The 14,286-nt window shown below is 55.7% G+C and carries 19 protein-coding genes; 3 read left to right on the plus strand and 16 right to left on the minus strand.

Translation table 11 applies throughout. The features are described 5' to 3' along the window. Positions 1 to 70: 70 nt before the first annotated feature. From AC2TE5_RS19705 to AC2TE5_RS19755, 11 genes are all read right to left on the minus strand, one after another. On the minus strand, positions 71 to 538 hold the full coding sequence (locus AC2TE5_RS19705; RefSeq protein ID WP_484612247.1) for a phage tail protein: 468 nt from the start codon (positions 536 to 538) through the stop codon (positions 71 to 73). Next, the gene (gene lysC / locus AC2TE5_RS19710; RefSeq protein WP_484612248.1) at positions 501 to 746 is read right to left on the minus strand and encodes an Rz1-like lysis system protein LysC; all 246 of its coding nucleotides are present in this window, start codon (positions 744 to 746) and stop codon (positions 501 to 503) included. The genes AC2TE5_RS19705 and lysC overlap by 38 nt, the downstream gene beginning before the upstream one ends. Continuing rightward, a complete protein-coding gene (gene lysB / locus AC2TE5_RS19715; RefSeq protein WP_484612249.1) occupies positions 634 to 1,059 on the minus strand; it encodes an Rz-like lysis system protein LysB in 426 nt (141 codons plus the stop codon). Before lysB ends, lysC begins: the two co-directional genes overlap by 113 nt. Then, entirely contained in the window at positions 1,056 to 1,565 is a 510-nt protein-coding gene (locus AC2TE5_RS19720; RefSeq protein WP_213328928.1) for a lysozyme, read from the minus strand. Before AC2TE5_RS19720 ends, lysB begins: the two co-directional genes overlap by 4 nt. After that, entirely contained in the window at positions 1,549 to 1,770 is a 222-nt protein-coding gene (locus tag AC2TE5_RS19725) for a phage holin family protein (RefSeq protein ID WP_029741404.1), read from the minus strand. The genes AC2TE5_RS19720 and AC2TE5_RS19725 overlap by 17 nt, the downstream gene beginning before the upstream one ends. Further along, complete coding sequence (locus AC2TE5_RS19730; RefSeq protein ID WP_023309248.1) at positions 1,761 to 1,964, minus strand: tail protein X; 204 nt, start codon at positions 1,962 to 1,964, stop codon at positions 1,761 to 1,763. Before AC2TE5_RS19730 ends, AC2TE5_RS19725 begins: the two co-directional genes overlap by 10 nt. Positions 1,965 to 2,143: 179 nt before the next feature. Next, positions 2,144 to 2,584 (minus strand): DinI-like family protein, encoded by a 441-nt coding sequence (locus AC2TE5_RS19735; RefSeq protein ID WP_063144865.1) that lies wholly within the window; start codon positions 2,582 to 2,584, stop codon positions 2,144 to 2,146. A 109-nt stretch (positions 2,585 to 2,693) separates the two neighbouring features. Continuing rightward, positions 2,694 to 4,883 carry a replication endonuclease gene (locus AC2TE5_RS19740; protein WP_484612250.1) on the minus strand — a complete coding sequence of 730 codons (2,190 nt, stop codon included), beginning with the start codon at positions 4,881 to 4,883 and terminating at the stop codon, positions 2,694 to 2,696. A 1-nt stretch (position 4,884) separates the two neighbouring features. After that, positions 4,885 to 5,106: a TraR/DksA family transcriptional regulator gene (locus AC2TE5_RS19745; protein WP_193941385.1), complete on the minus strand. Its 222-nt coding sequence runs from the start codon at positions 5,104 to 5,106 to the stop codon at positions 4,885 to 4,887. Then, entirely contained in the window at positions 5,106 to 5,333 is a 228-nt protein-coding gene (locus tag AC2TE5_RS19750; RefSeq protein ID WP_041908021.1) for a DUF2732 family protein, read from the minus strand. Before AC2TE5_RS19750 ends, AC2TE5_RS19745 begins: the two co-directional genes overlap by 1 nt. Before the next feature lie 68 nt (positions 5,334 to 5,401). After that, positions 5,402 to 5,740, minus strand: coding sequence for a DUF5347 domain-containing protein (locus AC2TE5_RS19755; protein WP_484612251.1), 339 nt, complete (start codon positions 5,738 to 5,740; stop codon positions 5,402 to 5,404). 229 nt (positions 5,741 to 5,969) lie between these two features. Here AC2TE5_RS19755 and AC2TE5_RS19760 point away from each other — a divergent pair, with 229 nt between their 5' ends. Continuing rightward, positions 5,970 to 6,545 carry a phage repressor protein CI gene (locus AC2TE5_RS19760; protein ID WP_484612252.1) on the plus strand — a complete coding sequence of 192 codons (576 nt, stop codon included), beginning with the start codon at positions 5,970 to 5,972 and terminating at the stop codon, positions 6,543 to 6,545. Between the two features lie 55 nt (positions 6,546 to 6,600). Here AC2TE5_RS19760 and AC2TE5_RS19765 read toward each other — a convergent pair whose 3' ends face one another. Then, positions 6,601 to 6,948 (minus strand): hypothetical protein, encoded by a 348-nt coding sequence (locus tag AC2TE5_RS19765; protein ID WP_213328922.1) that lies wholly within the window; start codon positions 6,946 to 6,948, stop codon positions 6,601 to 6,603. Beyond that, entirely contained in the window at positions 6,945 to 7,448 is a 504-nt protein-coding gene (locus AC2TE5_RS19770) for a hypothetical protein (protein WP_084492154.1), read from the minus strand. The genes AC2TE5_RS19765 and AC2TE5_RS19770 overlap by 4 nt, the downstream gene beginning before the upstream one ends. A gap of 432 nt (positions 7,449 to 7,880) precedes the next feature. On the opposite strand from AC2TE5_RS19770, the gene AC2TE5_RS19775 reads away from it, so the two are divergent. Next, positions 7,881 to 9,050, plus strand: coding sequence for a coiled-coil domain-containing protein (locus AC2TE5_RS19775; protein ID WP_213328921.1), 1,170 nt, complete (start codon positions 7,881 to 7,883; stop codon positions 9,048 to 9,050). Here AC2TE5_RS19775 and AC2TE5_RS19780 read toward each other — a convergent pair whose 3' ends face one another. Beyond that, entirely contained in the window at positions 9,051 to 9,815 is a 765-nt protein-coding gene (locus AC2TE5_RS19780) for a siderophore-interacting protein (protein WP_213328920.1), read from the minus strand. Positions 9,816 to 9,962: 147 nt separating this feature from the next. Between AC2TE5_RS19780 and AC2TE5_RS19785 the strand changes: the two genes are divergently transcribed. Further along, on the plus strand, positions 9,963 to 10,457 hold the full coding sequence (locus tag AC2TE5_RS19785) for a PadR family transcriptional regulator (protein WP_023333504.1): 495 nt from the start codon (positions 9,963 to 9,965) through the stop codon (positions 10,455 to 10,457). Here the strand turns inward: AC2TE5_RS19785 and AC2TE5_RS19790 are convergent. Together AC2TE5_RS19790 and AC2TE5_RS19795 are read right to left on the minus strand one after the other, a co-directional pair. Continuing rightward, complete coding sequence (locus tag AC2TE5_RS19790; protein WP_213328919.1) at positions 10,454 to 12,013, minus strand: methyl-accepting chemotaxis protein; 1,560 nt, start codon at positions 12,011 to 12,013, stop codon at positions 10,454 to 10,456. The two genes, AC2TE5_RS19785 and AC2TE5_RS19790, sit on opposite strands and share 4 nt — an antisense overlap. Positions 12,014 to 12,349: 336 nt before the next feature. Continuing rightward, the gene (locus AC2TE5_RS19795) at positions 12,350 to 13,870 is read right to left on the minus strand and encodes a methyl-accepting chemotaxis protein (protein WP_213328918.1); all 1,521 of its coding nucleotides are present in this window, start codon (positions 13,868 to 13,870) and stop codon (positions 12,350 to 12,352) included. Between the last annotated feature and the right edge of the window lie 416 nt (positions 13,871 to 14,286).

Genomic DNA, 14,286 nt, shown 5'->3' on the forward strand with positions numbered 1-14,286 from the left:
GGGTTTTCTGCGGGATGATACAACAAGCGGTCAAGACGGCAGGCGAATGGCGGCCTTCAGCGCGGGGAACTTAGTCCTCCCACTGGCTGACCAGCTCGCCGTTGATATACAGCGCCTTCGGCCGCGTGACGGGCTCCGGCAGCGGCGGCTCGGGGGAATACGTCGCGTGCAGAGCGCCCTGTTCCTGGGAAACAAGAATACGCTCGGTTAATTGCACGCTGATGGTGATATCCATCGTATCGTCATCGTTTAAGACGATCGCGAAGGTGTAACCGTTTTTGCGTCCTTCATCGAGGGTAAAAATATCCGGCTGGTTTTCCCGAAGCCAGGCCAGTACCGGGACGAAAAAACCGTCGCTGTCGCCGGTGAAGCCGCTGACCTTCGCGTTCAGCGCATACCGCTTTTCAAAGGAGAGCGAGGAGGCCAGTCGGGCGTCAATATTGCCGCCTCCGATCGACATCTGCAGGCGCTCCGGGTTGGCATTGAGTTGGGGGATCGCGTCAATTAATGCCTGACGCAGGCTCTTGAGTTTGTGCATCGAGTTTATCCTGACAGTCTTTGATGGTTTCAACCTGCAGCGCGCAGGCGATAAGGGCGTGTTCCAGCCTGCGAATATCCGCGCTGAGATCGCCGTTAGTGGCGGGCTCGCTTCCCGGCATCGGGCAGCGGCTCACCTTCGGGCAGGCGTTGTAAACAATGGGCTGCGGAGGCGCAGGCGGTGCGGGTGTGCAACCTGCGGACAGCATCAGGCAGCTGAGCGGTATACCAGCGGCGTAACGCTTCATTTTCATTGAGTAATCTCCCGATAGTCGCTTCCCGTCTTGCCCTCTCCTCGCCCGCGGTAACAAGCTCCTCACGGAGCCTGACCTGGGCATTTTCATTTGCTCTGGCCATCCGCTGCGACAGGGACAGCTGCTGGTTAAGCGTGGCGAGGGCCGTTTTTTGCTCACTGGCGACCCGGTTGGCGTTGGCTAAGGAACGGGACAGGTTCAGGTTGTCATGACGAAGCCACAGCGTGATGGCCAACAGCCCGGCCAGCGCCAGCATGAGGGTTCTCATCGCAGCCCCTTCATGCACCAGGCCTTCTCGCGGACGCGACGATTTTCCAGCCCGGCATTTTTGACGCCGTTGACGTACACCCAGCGGGTAAGCTGCCCGCATGCCTGCGACCACTGTTTACGTTTGATAAAGGACACCAGGGTCGAACGGCAGGCGGCGCCTGCGCCGACATTAAACGTAAAACTCACCAGCGCGTCGTAGACCCGGGGTGGCATCTCTACCGACGCACACGCCGCCAGACGCCGCTCAACGTTGAGCACATCAGCGACCAGGTTTACCGCAGCCTCACGCTCGGTAATGTCCCGCGTCGGCACAACGTTTGCCGTGTGCCCAATGCCTGACGTCCATACGCCGGCGCTACACCGGTAGGGCGACAGGCGACATCCTTCGAGATCGGCAATCAACGCCAGCCCCTCCGGGGACGTTTTCAGTAATCGAAAGTCAGGCATCAGCACCGCCAGGGCCAGCACGCCGGCGACGCTGCAACGCTTAATGATTGAGTTCACGAATGCTCTTCTTATCGAGGCCCAGAGACTGGAGATAGCGCCAGGTTTTGCGCTTAAACCAGTAATTCGTCAGCGCGGTAAAAATGGCGCAAAGACTCCCCACGTACAGCGCGACTTTTTCAGGAGACATCGCCCCGAACCAGGCTAGCGCCACGGCCAGCCAGTAGGCGATAAACGTGGTGATTTTCTCCAGGCTCAGTCCCATAGGTTTACGGATTCTTTTGTGGGGGCGCTATTCACCTCCGGCATCTCTACCGGCGTGCCGTGAGGCAAGATAACGCCTAACTCCGCGAGGCCAGGATTGGCCTTCAGAACGGCTTCAACGACGCCAGCCGTGCGCCCATAAAAGCGGGCGCAAACGGCATCAAGCGTGTCCCCCTGCATTGCATAGATTTTCATCAGACGCTCCCAACATCCGGTTTCCAGGTACCCTAGAGTTTCCCGGGCCAGAAGGCTTTTCGCTATCGCTGACAGATGGACAATCGCGGGCACAACAGATCGTCCGCGAGCAGCGAAGCGTGGTTCAACGGAAGCGCAAAATAGGAATGAGGGTGTTGGTACGGGTGATGACGCCGGGGCTAGCGCCAGCTCTCGTCTTCCCAGACTTCCCGGAGAATAGCGTCCAGCATTTCGCGATCGGCCTCTTTTTCAAGCCCCTGGAGCTCGACCCCCGTCACCGATCCTATTTTCACGTTCACCCGCGATGACGGAAACAGGGATCGTATTCTGCGGGTCAGTTCGCACTGAAAGGCTTCAACGACGGCATGGCCAATCTGCTGATCTTTATCGAGAGTAATGTTCACCCGAACGTTGCCCTCTTTTTTGATTCGTTCCGGAACAGGCGATGCTGAGAAAACAACGGTAAATGCGTTGTTCTTGATTAAATTTCCCCGCGCAATCTCAGCAATCAAATTCAGGGCAATCTCACGATCTCTTTCCTGACACGTTCCTTCTGTCGTCAGTCGCGCAATCAGCTCGACTCGCTCAATCATGACCTGCTCGTTCAACTCTCTGTCCACACAACCTCCACCACGAGATACTGTATAAACATACAGTAGCACGTATTCATAAAAAGAGTGAAGCGAAAAATCAGAACCCTTCACGGTATGTACATGATATGGATGGAGATTAGCGGGCTCTCTGAGCGAAGAGATCCGTTAAATACCCAATACGTTCAAGGATTTTCCGCGCCTTTTGCTGGTAAGAGCACGGTGCCGGAAATAGCGATCCGTCGGCTGCGCCTCTGCACCATTTATCGTTAAAGCGGCTGATGCCTCCCGCCATTAGATGCAGGGCCTCTCCCCGAGTGATGGCTATCCCGGTGGCGAGCCGTATCTCATCGATCACCTTCTCCGGAACCCCGTTCTGCGGGTCGCTCGCGAAGACGATGGGCGACGACGCGCCAGGGCGGATGAATTTGATGCGTTCGGTTAACGCCCGTCTCGCTCGTCGGCTGAGGGGTTGAGAAAGATCGGCCTGCGTACAGTTATTGACAGAACTCCGAGAGGATACAGGCGCGTCCTTAAGATCCGCGGCCCGCTTCGGCACAATTTTCCACTGCGTGAGTCGGGTTATAATCGGGCTGCCCGCGCCAACGGCAGGATCGTACACGCCGCGGATGCGGACCGTTTCCTCGCCGTACTGGTTAAACCCGGCGTGCGGCTCATACAGGGTGCGCACCTGTAAATCATCGCGACGTACAAACGGCCCGCCCTGCGCAGTGACGTAACCCGCCCAGTCCCCGGCGTCGGCAGCCTCATGGACGGCGGCAAACTCAACGCTCAGACCGCGCGCGGCTTCGGGATCCGCCAGACGCCGCAGCTCGCGGTAGACCGTTACCGGCGCGCCGCCGATAAACTGAAACTGGCGAATGTGCCAGCGCCCTGCCCATGCCGACACGGCGGACGCCGTCTCCTTCAGCAATCCGCCGCTTTCGTTATCGGTCTCGCCATCGAGCGCATAGCCGTCGATATTCTTTGAGATGTATTTGGCAATATAGCCGGTAGCGCTGCCTTTCTGCGGATCGATCGCGTCCGCGTGAAAGCGCGCCTGTCTGGCGCTTTCGCTCTGCAGTTCAGCGCTCTCCTCCTGCCGCGCGTAGTCCCCGATAATCTGGCGAACGCATTCGACATCTTCCGGCAGCATAAACATCAGCATGTGCCAGTGGGGCGTACCGTCGTGATGGGGTTCCGCAACGCGGATACCGAAAATACGGAGCCCGTCACGGTGGAGCTTTGCGCGGATACGCGCCCACAGCCGGGTAAAGTAGCCTTGCGTATCCGCCGGGCTGGCCCCGTTCCACTTCGCGTTGGGGTAACCTGATTTCAGCGTCGCGTGATACTGCGCGGGCGCGGTTAAGGTATAGAACTCGCCCACATAGCCCAGCGCCTCGCAGATATTTTCAAACCCGCGGATGCGGGTCATCAGTTCACAGCGGCGTATCGCCGGGTTAGCCACCGAGGTATCGTATTTTTCAATCAGGCTGATGCGGTTGCCCTCTTCATCTTCCAGCTCCATACCCTTGAGAAATTCGCGGGTGCGGCGCTTCTGCTCGCGCCACTCGGTCACGCAGCGTTTGCTCGCATACGCCGTTCTCCGTTTGCTGACGTTGCCGAGGGCGATCTGCAAATGCTCGCGCCAGGCAGCCGCGACCCGACGCAGACGCCCGCGCCACCACGCCTCGGAAAACATGCGGATCACCGCCGCAGCAACGTCATCTTTGTCGAAAAACGTCTTCGACACCCGCTCCCAGTGCGGAGGCGACACGTTGAACTGCCGGGCGATCAGCCCGGCGCGCTGATACCAGACGTACAGCGTCTGGTATTCCCCCATCTCAGCATCCTTAATATTCGCCAGATCGCCGCGAATAAAGCTGGCGATATCTGCGGCCAGCAGGTCGATATCCGCGCGGGACATATCCGAAAGGCGGTTATAGCGGGCAACCAGTTCGACCATCCGCGAGGCGAGGTATTGCAGAAGCTGAGTGTCGAAATGGCCGTCAAACACGGCCCTGGAGACCTCGTCGTGCAGGCCTGTGCAGCCATAGCGTTCAGAGACCCGCCGCAGGCGGGGTAACATCCTTTTGCAGAAGCGGATCAAAAAGGCGTTGGCCTGCGGGCTGCCCCGATGCTGTTCGAGGGCATCAACCGTGCGCCAGACCTCGAAGCGTACGCAGTCGGGCTGCTGTGCGAGAGCCCTTCTTGCCTGCTGCAGCGCCGCGAAAAGGCTATCGCGGCGCTGCTGTTGGGCATGGGTGAGATAAGGGCTGGCAATGGCCGACCGCGGGGCATTCCACGGATAAGCAAATGACGTAGCCAACTTATCCTCCCCGGACGTGTTTATTTTTCATCTCCGCGATCTCCTGGCAGGTTACGCACAGGGCCACGCCGGGCACCGCCATTCGGCGCGCCTCCGGTATCGGGGCCTCGCAGTCCTCGCAGAGGAAACGCGAAGGCGATGCGGGCCGTCTGCGGGCGCGATTAATGTACCGCTCTCTGTCCTCCTGCTCGCGCGCCTGCGCAAGATCGATAAAATCGGCCATCAGTGCAGCTCCTGTGATTCACGCTCGTAGCGGGCCGCCTCGTGGCACAGCAGTTCGGCAACGTCCTCTCCGCTCATGCCGGTTTTGTAGATATGGCTCGCCAGCGCCTCCAGGCGCAGGGAGACCGCGAGGGCTCGCGCGCATCGTTCCTCCGTTTTTGCCTCCATCAGCAGGCGTTTCAGTTCTTCACTTCCGATCGGATAAGGGCGGTTTTCACTGTTTCGCATCACGCGTTCTCCTTAATTTCAGGCAATAGGGTGCCCGGCGGGTTTACGCCATCAGGTTTTTGGTTGGGTTATATCGGCATGGTCAGCCGTTCAGGAAATAAACTCACAACAGCACGAAAATGGTTCATGGCGTTAATCAGCGCCCGTTTCTCTTCGGTCGTCAGCTCGCTGATATCGCACTCATGACGGGCGACGGGTAATCTCGCCAGGAAAAAGAGGGCGGCCAGCGCCCTGCTGTTCTCCTCAAAACAGGGATCGCGCCTATCGCGCAGCTCGGCCATAAACCGCGCCAGCTCTTTCCCGCTATCGCCCCCGTATCGGGCGCGCAGCTCAGCGACGTGGTTAAGCCCGTTAAGACGCGCTCCCACGCTAAGTGGAACCCTTGCACGGGCAGCTTCTATCGCCATATCTCCCCTCGCATAAATTCACCGCACGCTAATGTGCTGAAAACGGGCACAGCACGGCTTTTTTCCACCGTTTGAGGATTGCGATTTCAGAAGCCATGCTGCATGATTCCCATTTTGATAATGTCTGCAATCATTAGCCTCTGTTTGCCAACGTCTGCCGCTGATTGCCCGAATTTGTAATGATACTAATACCCAATTGAGCATTAGTAAACACCCAAAGGAATATATTTTGATTTTAGATTCTCAAGTGAATAATGAAGAGTTACTCGATAGAATCTGTCAGGTATATGGTTTCACGCAGAAAATCCAGCTGGCCCGGCACTTCAATATCGCCGCCAGCTCGCTTCAGAACCGCTACGCGCGCGGTACCATCTCTTACGACTTTGCGGTTCAGTGTGCGCTGGACACCGGCGCGAGCCTTCGCTGGCTGATGACCGGGCAAGGTGCGCAGTTTGAAGGTCACCCCGCGCCGGGCGATCCGGTTTCGGTTTCCATGTTCACACTCGGTGATGGAAGACTGGAAGAAAATACTATTTTGAGTATCGACTCTGCTTTCTTTAGCAAACCACTGGCGCGCGGTATCGCCGTCCGGGCGGAGGGGAAGCTGCACTTTATTGAAAAAGACGCATCGTTAACCGACGGCCTGTGGCTGGTTGAGATTGAAGGCACCGCCAGCATCCGCGACCTAACGCTGCTGCCGGGTAAAAAACTCCACGTGGCGGGCGGCAAGGTTCCGTTTGAATGTGGTATCGACGAGATAAAAACGGTGGGTCGCGTGGTGGGGATTTACAGCGAGGTGAGCTGAGGCGGCCAGATTCAAGGCTGACGACGCTCGCCAGCCTTTTGATTGATTTTAAACCTTATTTTTCGATGTAGTTGTATGAAGTCAGAATTCCTTTATCAGAAAAATCAACGGACAGCTGCTGCTTGCGGTCCAGATTAAGTGGAATGATGAGATAGATACGACGGTCGAGGATCTGCGACGTATATTCCCAGTGGCGCGTATTATTGTAGTCAGCCGTATTGGCAGGCACGCCAAAAGCAATCAGTACATCTTTGCGGGTCGTGACCTCTGGGATCAGCTTATGCTTTATCTCTTTTTCAGAATACTGCGCCAGGCTTGTTGCCTTAGTTCCATCGTAGTTTGATGCACAAGAGGTGCTCAGTAGACAGACTAACGCCACACCTAAGACATTCATGGTTCTCACTGTACAAAATCCTTTTCAATATAAATACCATTGACGGTATCCAGCGCGACTTCTTTCATATAAAGCACGCAATATCCCGTTTTATCGCTATAGCTAATATGGCCTTCGTAAATCTTTTTCTTTTCTGGCGTGAAGGTGAGCGATACATTACATCCCTGGTATAAAGCATGCTGAACAGTCGTTTTTTCGTCTGGCACAATCAGCGTTTCAAAATAGTCTTTATCATATTTCTTACCCGTCACTTTAGGGAGACCAATATCTTTTGTCGACCCAAGGAAAGGGTTCAGATAGCGATTGTGCTTGAGTACCCATCCACCAGTTTCTTTACCTGCCTTATCATACTGATAGATGCCATAACTCATCGGCGGGCCAATGAGGCGAATCTTAGCCACATCCTCGCTATTCGGAGGAGGAGTGTACATTTTCGGCTCAGGAAAGAAAGTGCTACAACCAGAAAGACTCACTATTGCTGGAATAATTATATATTTTAAAAATCGCATACCGTTACCTTTATATATACCATTGCTTATTTCCCGGGAGACAATGCCGGGCCATTAACATCCCGGAATGTTATTAACAAATCACTCATAGATATAAAGGTCAACTAAAAAAAATAAATTTAGGTTTAGTGTAATAAAAATGAGCGTGACGTTGGATTTTGAGGAATTCACGAATACGATTTGTACAATGAAATGTCCATTGCTATATGATGCTCCTCAGGCACGGAAAGCGCTGCGAACCCCATGGCAAAGCGTGGAAACATTGGCAGAACGGGAACGGGGAACGCAAACCATCCTGTCTCTTTACTCACAAACCCTAAAAACTAAAGAAATCCCCCATCGCGCCGATCATCATCCGTGTGTATTATTTCCTGTAGCTTTTACAACAACTAACCTTAACTCAAATACTTAAGCGCCAAAGCGAAAGGCATCATGAGCACACCGATCAAACGGCTAGAAATCATTAAAAATGCCATTGAACTGGAAGATGACGACATCATCCAGAGCCAGCTGACACGCCTGAAAAATGAAGCGTTTGACGATGAGCTACAGGCAATCGTCGTGGCGCTTGAGGAGAAGAACTACACCTCTGCGATGGCGGCAATTACCGCCTGGCTGCAGGGCCAGCGCGCCGTGACCCAGTGGCGCGATCCGCAGGTGGCCGCCAGCAAGCTGGAGCTAAAGGCGCTGGAAGAGCGTCTGCGCGATCTGATTGACCGCCGCAACGCCCGGGTGCAGCAGCTCGATGAGTTCAACGATCTCTATTTCTCCCGTCTCGGCCCGCTGATGCAGCAGATCCTCGCCCTGCGTAAAACCCTGGCAGAGCTCAACCTGCGTCGCCAGCAGGCGGAAGCGCGTCGTCGCGAGGAAGATTATCGTCGCTGCCAGCGCTATATGGCGCAGGCGGTAGAGGTGCTGGCGACGCTCACCCAGCGCTGGCGCGATCTCCCGGCCGACTCCGTCCAGGCCGCTGAGACGCGTAAGCATCTGGAGCAGCAAAGCAATCTGATTGCCAACCTGCTGGCCGAAGCGCTGGAGCTGGAAAGCGGCTTAACGCGCGAAGAGGAGCCTGCGCGTCAGGCGCGCGACGACGCTAACGAAGAGTATGAGAAGTATCGCGAGCAGCACCACGATGCCGAAGTGCGGCTGCGCAAGGGCAAGGATCTTTCGGAAGAGGATCGGAACGAGCTCAAGCGTCTCTGGCGTCAGGCGAGCAAGCTCTGCCACCCGGATCTGGTGGCGGACGACCTGAAAGAAGAAGCCAACGCGATGATGGTGCAGCTCAACCAGGCGAAGCAGCGTGGTGACGTTAAAACCATTCGCTCACTGGTGGCCCGCCTGCAGCAGGGCTTTGAGCCATTGATGGCAAGCGACAGGCTGAACGATCTGGAACGCATCCGCAAGAAAATGGCGCAGGTCCGCGAGCAGATCGACATCTTAGTGAACGAGCTGGCGGAACTGGAGAAAGAGGAATCCTGGCTGCTGGTCTCATCGCTCAACAATATGGAAGCATACTTCGCGCAGCAGGAGAAAGCGCTGCACGAGGTCCGCGCCTCGCTCGAACATCAGGTGAACGAAGCGCAGCTGGATTCCGCCGCCTGATTATTTGGCGTGCCAGTATGCGCTGGCACGCACCAGCTGCTGGTCAATTGCATCGGTTTCAAACTGACGGCTCAGCGTCTTCACCACCTTTCCTTCCCCGGTCAGCCAGATAAAATAGTCTTCCCCCGGAACGGTCAGCGCCGCCAGATGGTCCGCTACCGCCTGCTCGCTATGGCCCATCACCCAGGTGATATCGAACCCGTTCAGGTGTGCCAGATACTCTTTATAAGATTCGTCCCCGACCGTCACTACCGCATGAACCTGCGGGCGAACCGGCAGTTTAGCAATGCTTTCTAAGCGTCGGCGCAGCGCGGGCATGCCGGACTCGTCGCACACGTACAGCTGCCAGGCGTAATCCTCCGACACCACCAGCGAACCGCGCGGGCCGCCGATGGTCAGCCTGTCCCCCGCTTTCGCCTCGACCGCCCAGCGGCTGGCAATGCCGCCGTCGTGAATGAAGAAATCGAGCACCAGCTCATGATTTGCCTCGTCGTAAAGCGGCGTATAGTCTCGCGCCTGAGGACGCACGCCGTCGCCCCAGTCGATGCCTTCATCGGTGACCACCGGCGGTACAAACACCGCCCCAGGAGCCGGGAAAAAGACTTTGGTATGGTCGTCGAAACCCCGGGAGCTAAAGCCCTCAAGCGCCTCGCCGCCTAAAACAATACGCTGAAAACACGCGCTGGCGCGCTCAACGCGAAGCACCGTCAGCTCGCGAAAACGCAGGTCATTACGAACACGCTGTGGGTAACGGGTAGATGCCATTTGTAGCCCCTTCTCTGGTGAATACGATATATCTAAATCAATTTTCAAATGATAATGATTACTAGTTAGTAAAAATGCAAGATCTTTTAGATTGCATCTGAATATATCTTAGATATAGTTTAGATATATCAAATTTAAGGATCTGTTATGCGACACGAACACGACAGCGGCGGGCGCCGACCGCGCTTTTTCGGCCACGGCGATCTGCGGCTGGTGATTCTGGATATCCTGACCCGCAGCGCGAGCCACGGCTACGAGCTGATCAAAGAGATCGAGAATCTGACCCAGGGGAATTACACCCCGAGCCCAGGGGTGATCTACCCAACCCTGGATTATCTTCAGGATCAGACATTTATCACCATCACGGAAGAAGAGAGCGGTCGTAAGAAGATTGCGATTACCGCTGAAGGACAACGCTGGCTGGACGAAAACCGGGAACAGCTGGAACAGATCCAGGTGCGTATCAAAGCGCGTTCCGTCGGTTTTCAGCTGCGCAAAAACCCGCAGATGAAGCGGGCGCTGGATAACTTCAAAGCGGTGTTAGACCTGAAGGTGAATCAGGGAGAGCTCAGCGACGCGCAGCTCAAGCAGATTATCGGCGTCATTGACCGCGCGGCGCTCGAGATCTCCCAGCTGGATTAAGCCGGAGCGCGCTCGCTCACGCGGAAGACGCGCACCAGCTCTTTCAGGTGCATCGCCTGTTCGTTAAGCGATGCCGCCGCAGCCACAGACTCCTCCACCAGCGCGGAGTTCTGCTGGGTGGTGGCGTCAATCAGGCCAATCGCGCTGTTAATCTGCGAGATACCTTCCGTCTGCTCGTGGCTGGCCTGGCGAATTTCCCGCAGGATCACGTCCATCTCTTCCACGTTGCCGACCATCCCGTTGATCAGCCCACTCGCTTTTTCGACCAGGTTCATCCCGTCCTGAGTCTGGCTGGTGGAGCTCTCAATCAGCTCGCGGATTTCGCTGGCAGACGACGCGCTCTTCTGGGCAAGCTGGCGCACCTCGCCGGCCACCACCGCGAAGCCGCGGCCGTGCTCGCCGGCGCGCGCCGCTTCCACCGCCGCGTTCAGCGCCAGAATGTTGGTCTGGAACGCAATGGCGTCGATCAGGTCGATAATGTCGGACATCCGGTTCGATGTTTCGTTAATCAGGCGCATTTTGCTGGTCACCTGCTTCATCATCTCACCGTTGTTTTTGACCACCGTGGCGGCATCCGCCGAGAGGTTGGTTGCTTCCCCGGTATGCGAGGCGGTATTTTTCACCGTCGCGGTGATCTGCTCCATCGAGGCGGCGGTCTGTTCGACAGAACTTGCCTGCTCTTCCGTGCGCGCGGCCAGATCCTGGTTCCCGGCGACAATCTGCGCGGCTGCGCTGGAGATATTCTCCGAGCCGGTTTGCACCTGCTGCACAATGTCCAGCAGTCGCGTCTTCATCTCCATCAGCGCATGCAGCAGCAGACCCGTTTCGTCTTTGCCGTGAGGCGTGATGCTGCCCGTCAGGTCGCCCTCTGAAATGGCTTTCGCAAAATGCACCGCCTCGCCGAGCGGACGAGTGATAGCCCGCACGATAAACCAGCCGATCAGGCTGCCTGCCCCGACGCTAAAGAGCGTGAGCAGGATCAGCAGCAGGCGGTTAGACCTGAAATCCCCTTCCACCTGCGCGCCTGCACTCTGCATCTCGCTGTTTTGAATGGTAATCAGCTCCTTCACCTTCGCTTTATAAGCCTGCTGCACGGCGAGGGTGGTGGTCATCATCTCCTGAATAGCGCCCGCACGATTGTTGTTCTGCACCGCCTGCAAAATGCGGTAGCGCGAGTCCAGATACTGCTGGCGCACGCTGCGGATATCCGCCAGTACCTGCTGAGACTTTTGATCCTGCAGCGCGTTGTTCAGCTCGCCCAGGATCACAGTGATGTGCTCGCTGATCTCTTTCAGGCGCTGCTGAGATTGCCCCGTGTAGGTGCCCTGCTCGTCCAGCAGCATCAGCTGTTGAGTGCTAATAAATTCCTGGAAGTTATCGATTAACTGGTTCGCTTTTACGGTGGTCGGATAATCACTGGTAATAATGGATTGCATCCCGTTATTAGCCCGGTTCAGGCTCAGCAGAGACAGGCTCGCGCTGATCGCCATCAGGACAATAAAGAACCCAAACGCCAGAAATAATTTCGTGCCGATCTTTACGTCATGTAAGAACATATTTTCTCCATCGATGTGATTATTTCTCAGACGATCGCTGTTATCGGTAACGATTTTGCTAACTTTATGAGTTTGATCGTTTTTTTATTTCATAACCGTCACAATGGATAGGTACAGGCTATTAATATTGCTCCATCGATCGTTACCAGACCACCGGAAGGGTATTTTTCAAAATAGCGTTCTGAATAATTGACTTAGGCAGGGATAAATAGCTGACGCACTTTCTTTAGTTATTTAATATTAACTTAACAAGAAAATACATTAATAGTCACAACCAGAAAATAAAATGCCGCTTATTCCTTACGGAATAAACGGCTTTTCCGGAACATTATTGAATCAATGGAGCACGGTTACCGCATCCTTAAGGCGTCCGGCGCGGTGCTTCACCATCGCGGAAATGTGGGCGCTCTCCTCGACCAGGTCGGCGTTTTTCTGCGTGATGCTGTCGAGTTCGGCGACCGCGCGGGTCAACTCTGACAGTCCGGTTGCCTGCTCGGAGGTCGAGTGGCTGATCTGGGCGATAAGCTGCGTCACGTTTTTCACCTGCTCGACAATATCATCCATCGTACGGCCTGCGGCGTGCACCTGCTCAGAGCCGGACTGCACCTTGCTGGCGCTGGCATCAATCAGTTTACGAATATCATTCGCGGCACTGGCGCTGCGGCTGGCAAGATGGCGGACTTCGCCCGCGACCACGGCAAAACCCTTGCCCTGCTCCCCTGCCCTTGCCGCTTCAACCGCCGCGTTCAGCGCCAGAATATTGGTCTGGAAAGCGATATCGTTAATCAGGGAGGTAATCGAGCCAATTCGCTGCGTGCTGTCGGCAATGTCATCCATGGTTTTGACCACGGTCTGCATCGCGTTGCCCCCTTTCGTGGCCGCGCTGCTCGCGGCCACGGAGAGTTTGTCCACCTCGGCGGCGGTTTCAGAGTTACTCTGAACGGAAGCGGCCATCTGGTTCATTGTTGCAACGGTCTGCTGCACGTTCGCCACGGTCTGACGCGTCCGATCGTTGAGATCTTCGTTCCCCTGCGCCAGCCTGTCGCTGCCGTCACGGACGCTCACCACCTGGCTCGACACGTCATTGATTAACCAGCGGCACATCAGGCCCAGTTGCCCGACCGCGCGCAGCGTCAGCCCCAGCTCGTCGCTGCGGTTCAGATGCTGCACGCTGTTGCGCTCACCGGTTGCGACCTTCAGCGCCTGTCGGGCCACATTCTCTACCGGGCGGACAATCTGCTGCTCAAACAGCAGCGTCCCCAGCAGCATCACTAGCGCGGCTGCGGCGAGCGGCATCCACCCGGCGGAGGTCGCGACCAGCGTGGCGGCGAGAACGGCAAAAAGCACCGCCATCACGCTGCGCACGCGCCAGCGCAGCGGCATAGCCGGCAGTTTGCCCAGCCAGCCTTTTCCAACCACCAGCCCCTTGTGCACACGTTTCTTACAGCTCCCGTCGTTCAGCGCCCGGTAGAGCGGCTCCACGGTGGCAATCTCTTCCGCTGTGGCTTTGGTGCGAATGGACATATAGCCCGTCACCTGCCCGCGGCGCACCATCGGCACCGCATTCGCACGCACCCAGTAGTGGTCGCCGTTTTTGCGCCGGTTTTTGACAATCCCGCTCCACGGCTCGCCCTGCTGCAGCGTGTACCACATATCGGCAAACGCGGCTTTTGGCATGTCGGGGTGGCGTACCAGATTGTGCGGCTGGCCCGTCAGCTCATCAAGCTGGTAGCCGCTCACCTGCACAAAGGTGTCGTTGGCGTGTGTGATATAGCTGTGGACGTCTGTGGTAGACATTAAGGTGGTGTCATCGTCCAGAGGGTATTCATTCTGGGTGACATAGGTTGGAGAGGACATCGTGGGCATCCCTTGCAGGTTATTTGAATGTTAATTTTGTGGGTCAATGTTTTTTCGGCGGTAAACAATTTATCTTTAGTTGTTAAACTTGATGAAGATCGCAGATTTCACTTAAACCATACTTTTTGTACGATTTTATAATTCATTGATTTCAAATACTTTCGTAAAGAAATTACCTATAAAGCATGACCAGTTAATGCCCACTTAAGTTGCAGCGAATGCACTTCTTTAGTGCAGCTGCGCTTTTCCGCCCTCATTTATCCTCTCTTTCCTGTACCGCTAAATCCCGTTTCGGTTGCTCCGGCATGATTAAATATTGTGCAACATAATTTTAACCTGGCGTTTATCCCGATTTTCATTAAGTCATCTGAAGTGGCGTAATCCCTGCAATACTTAATCCAGTATCATGTGATACG

It is taken from the genome of Enterobacter sp. N5-15 (genome assembly GCF_057221635.1).

What these genes read in the sequence shown, in the direction of transcription:
- AC2TE5_RS19790 (WP_213328919.1), bottom strand. Translation starts at nt 12,013, where the DNA reads ATGTTCTTACATGACGTAAAGATCGGCACGAAATTATTTCTGGCGTTT.
- lysC (WP_484612248.1), bottom strand. Translation starts at nt 746, where the DNA reads ATGCTGTCCGCAGGTTGCACACCCGCACCGCCTGCGCCTCCGCAGCCC.
- AC2TE5_RS19705 (WP_484612247.1), bottom strand. Translation starts at nt 538, where the DNA reads ATGCACAAACTCAAGAGCCTGCGTCAGGCATTAATTGACGCGATCCCC.
- AC2TE5_RS19750 (WP_041908021.1), bottom strand. Translation starts at nt 5,333, where the DNA reads ATGCGAAACAGTGAAAACCGCCCTTATCCGATCGGAAGTGAAGAACTG.
- AC2TE5_RS19780 (WP_213328920.1), bottom strand. Translation starts at nt 9,815, where the DNA reads ATGGCATCTACCCGTTACCCACAGCGTGTTCGTAATGACCTGCGTTTT.
- AC2TE5_RS19775 (WP_213328921.1), top strand. Translation starts at nt 7,881, where the DNA reads ATGAGCACACCGATCAAACGGCTAGAAATCATTAAAAATGCCATTGAA.
- AC2TE5_RS19795 (WP_213328918.1), bottom strand. Translation starts at nt 13,870, where the DNA reads ATGTCCTCTCCAACCTATGTCACCCAGAATGAATACCCTCTGGACGAT.
- AC2TE5_RS19725 (WP_029741404.1), bottom strand. Translation starts at nt 1,770, where the DNA reads ATGGGACTGAGCCTGGAGAAAATCACCACGTTTATCGCCTACTGGCTG.
- AC2TE5_RS19745 (WP_193941385.1), bottom strand. Translation starts at nt 5,106, where the DNA reads ATGGCCGATTTTATCGATCTTGCGCAGGCGCGCGAGCAGGAGGACAGA.
- AC2TE5_RS19785 (WP_023333504.1), top strand. Translation starts at nt 9,963, where the DNA reads ATGCGACACGAACACGACAGCGGCGGGCGCCGACCGCGCTTTTTCGGC.
- AC2TE5_RS19770 (WP_084492154.1), bottom strand. Translation starts at nt 7,448, where the DNA reads ATGCGATTTTTAAAATATATAATTATTCCAGCAATAGTGAGTCTTTCT.
- AC2TE5_RS19755 (WP_484612251.1), bottom strand. Translation starts at nt 5,740, where the DNA reads ATGGCGATAGAAGCTGCCCGTGCAAGGGTTCCACTTAGCGTGGGAGCG.
- AC2TE5_RS19730 (WP_023309248.1), bottom strand. Translation starts at nt 1,964, where the DNA reads ATGAAAATCTATGCAATGCAGGGGGACACGCTTGATGCCGTTTGCGCC.
- lysB (WP_484612249.1), bottom strand. Translation starts at nt 1,059, where the DNA reads ATGAGAACCCTCATGCTGGCGCTGGCCGGGCTGTTGGCCATCACGCTG.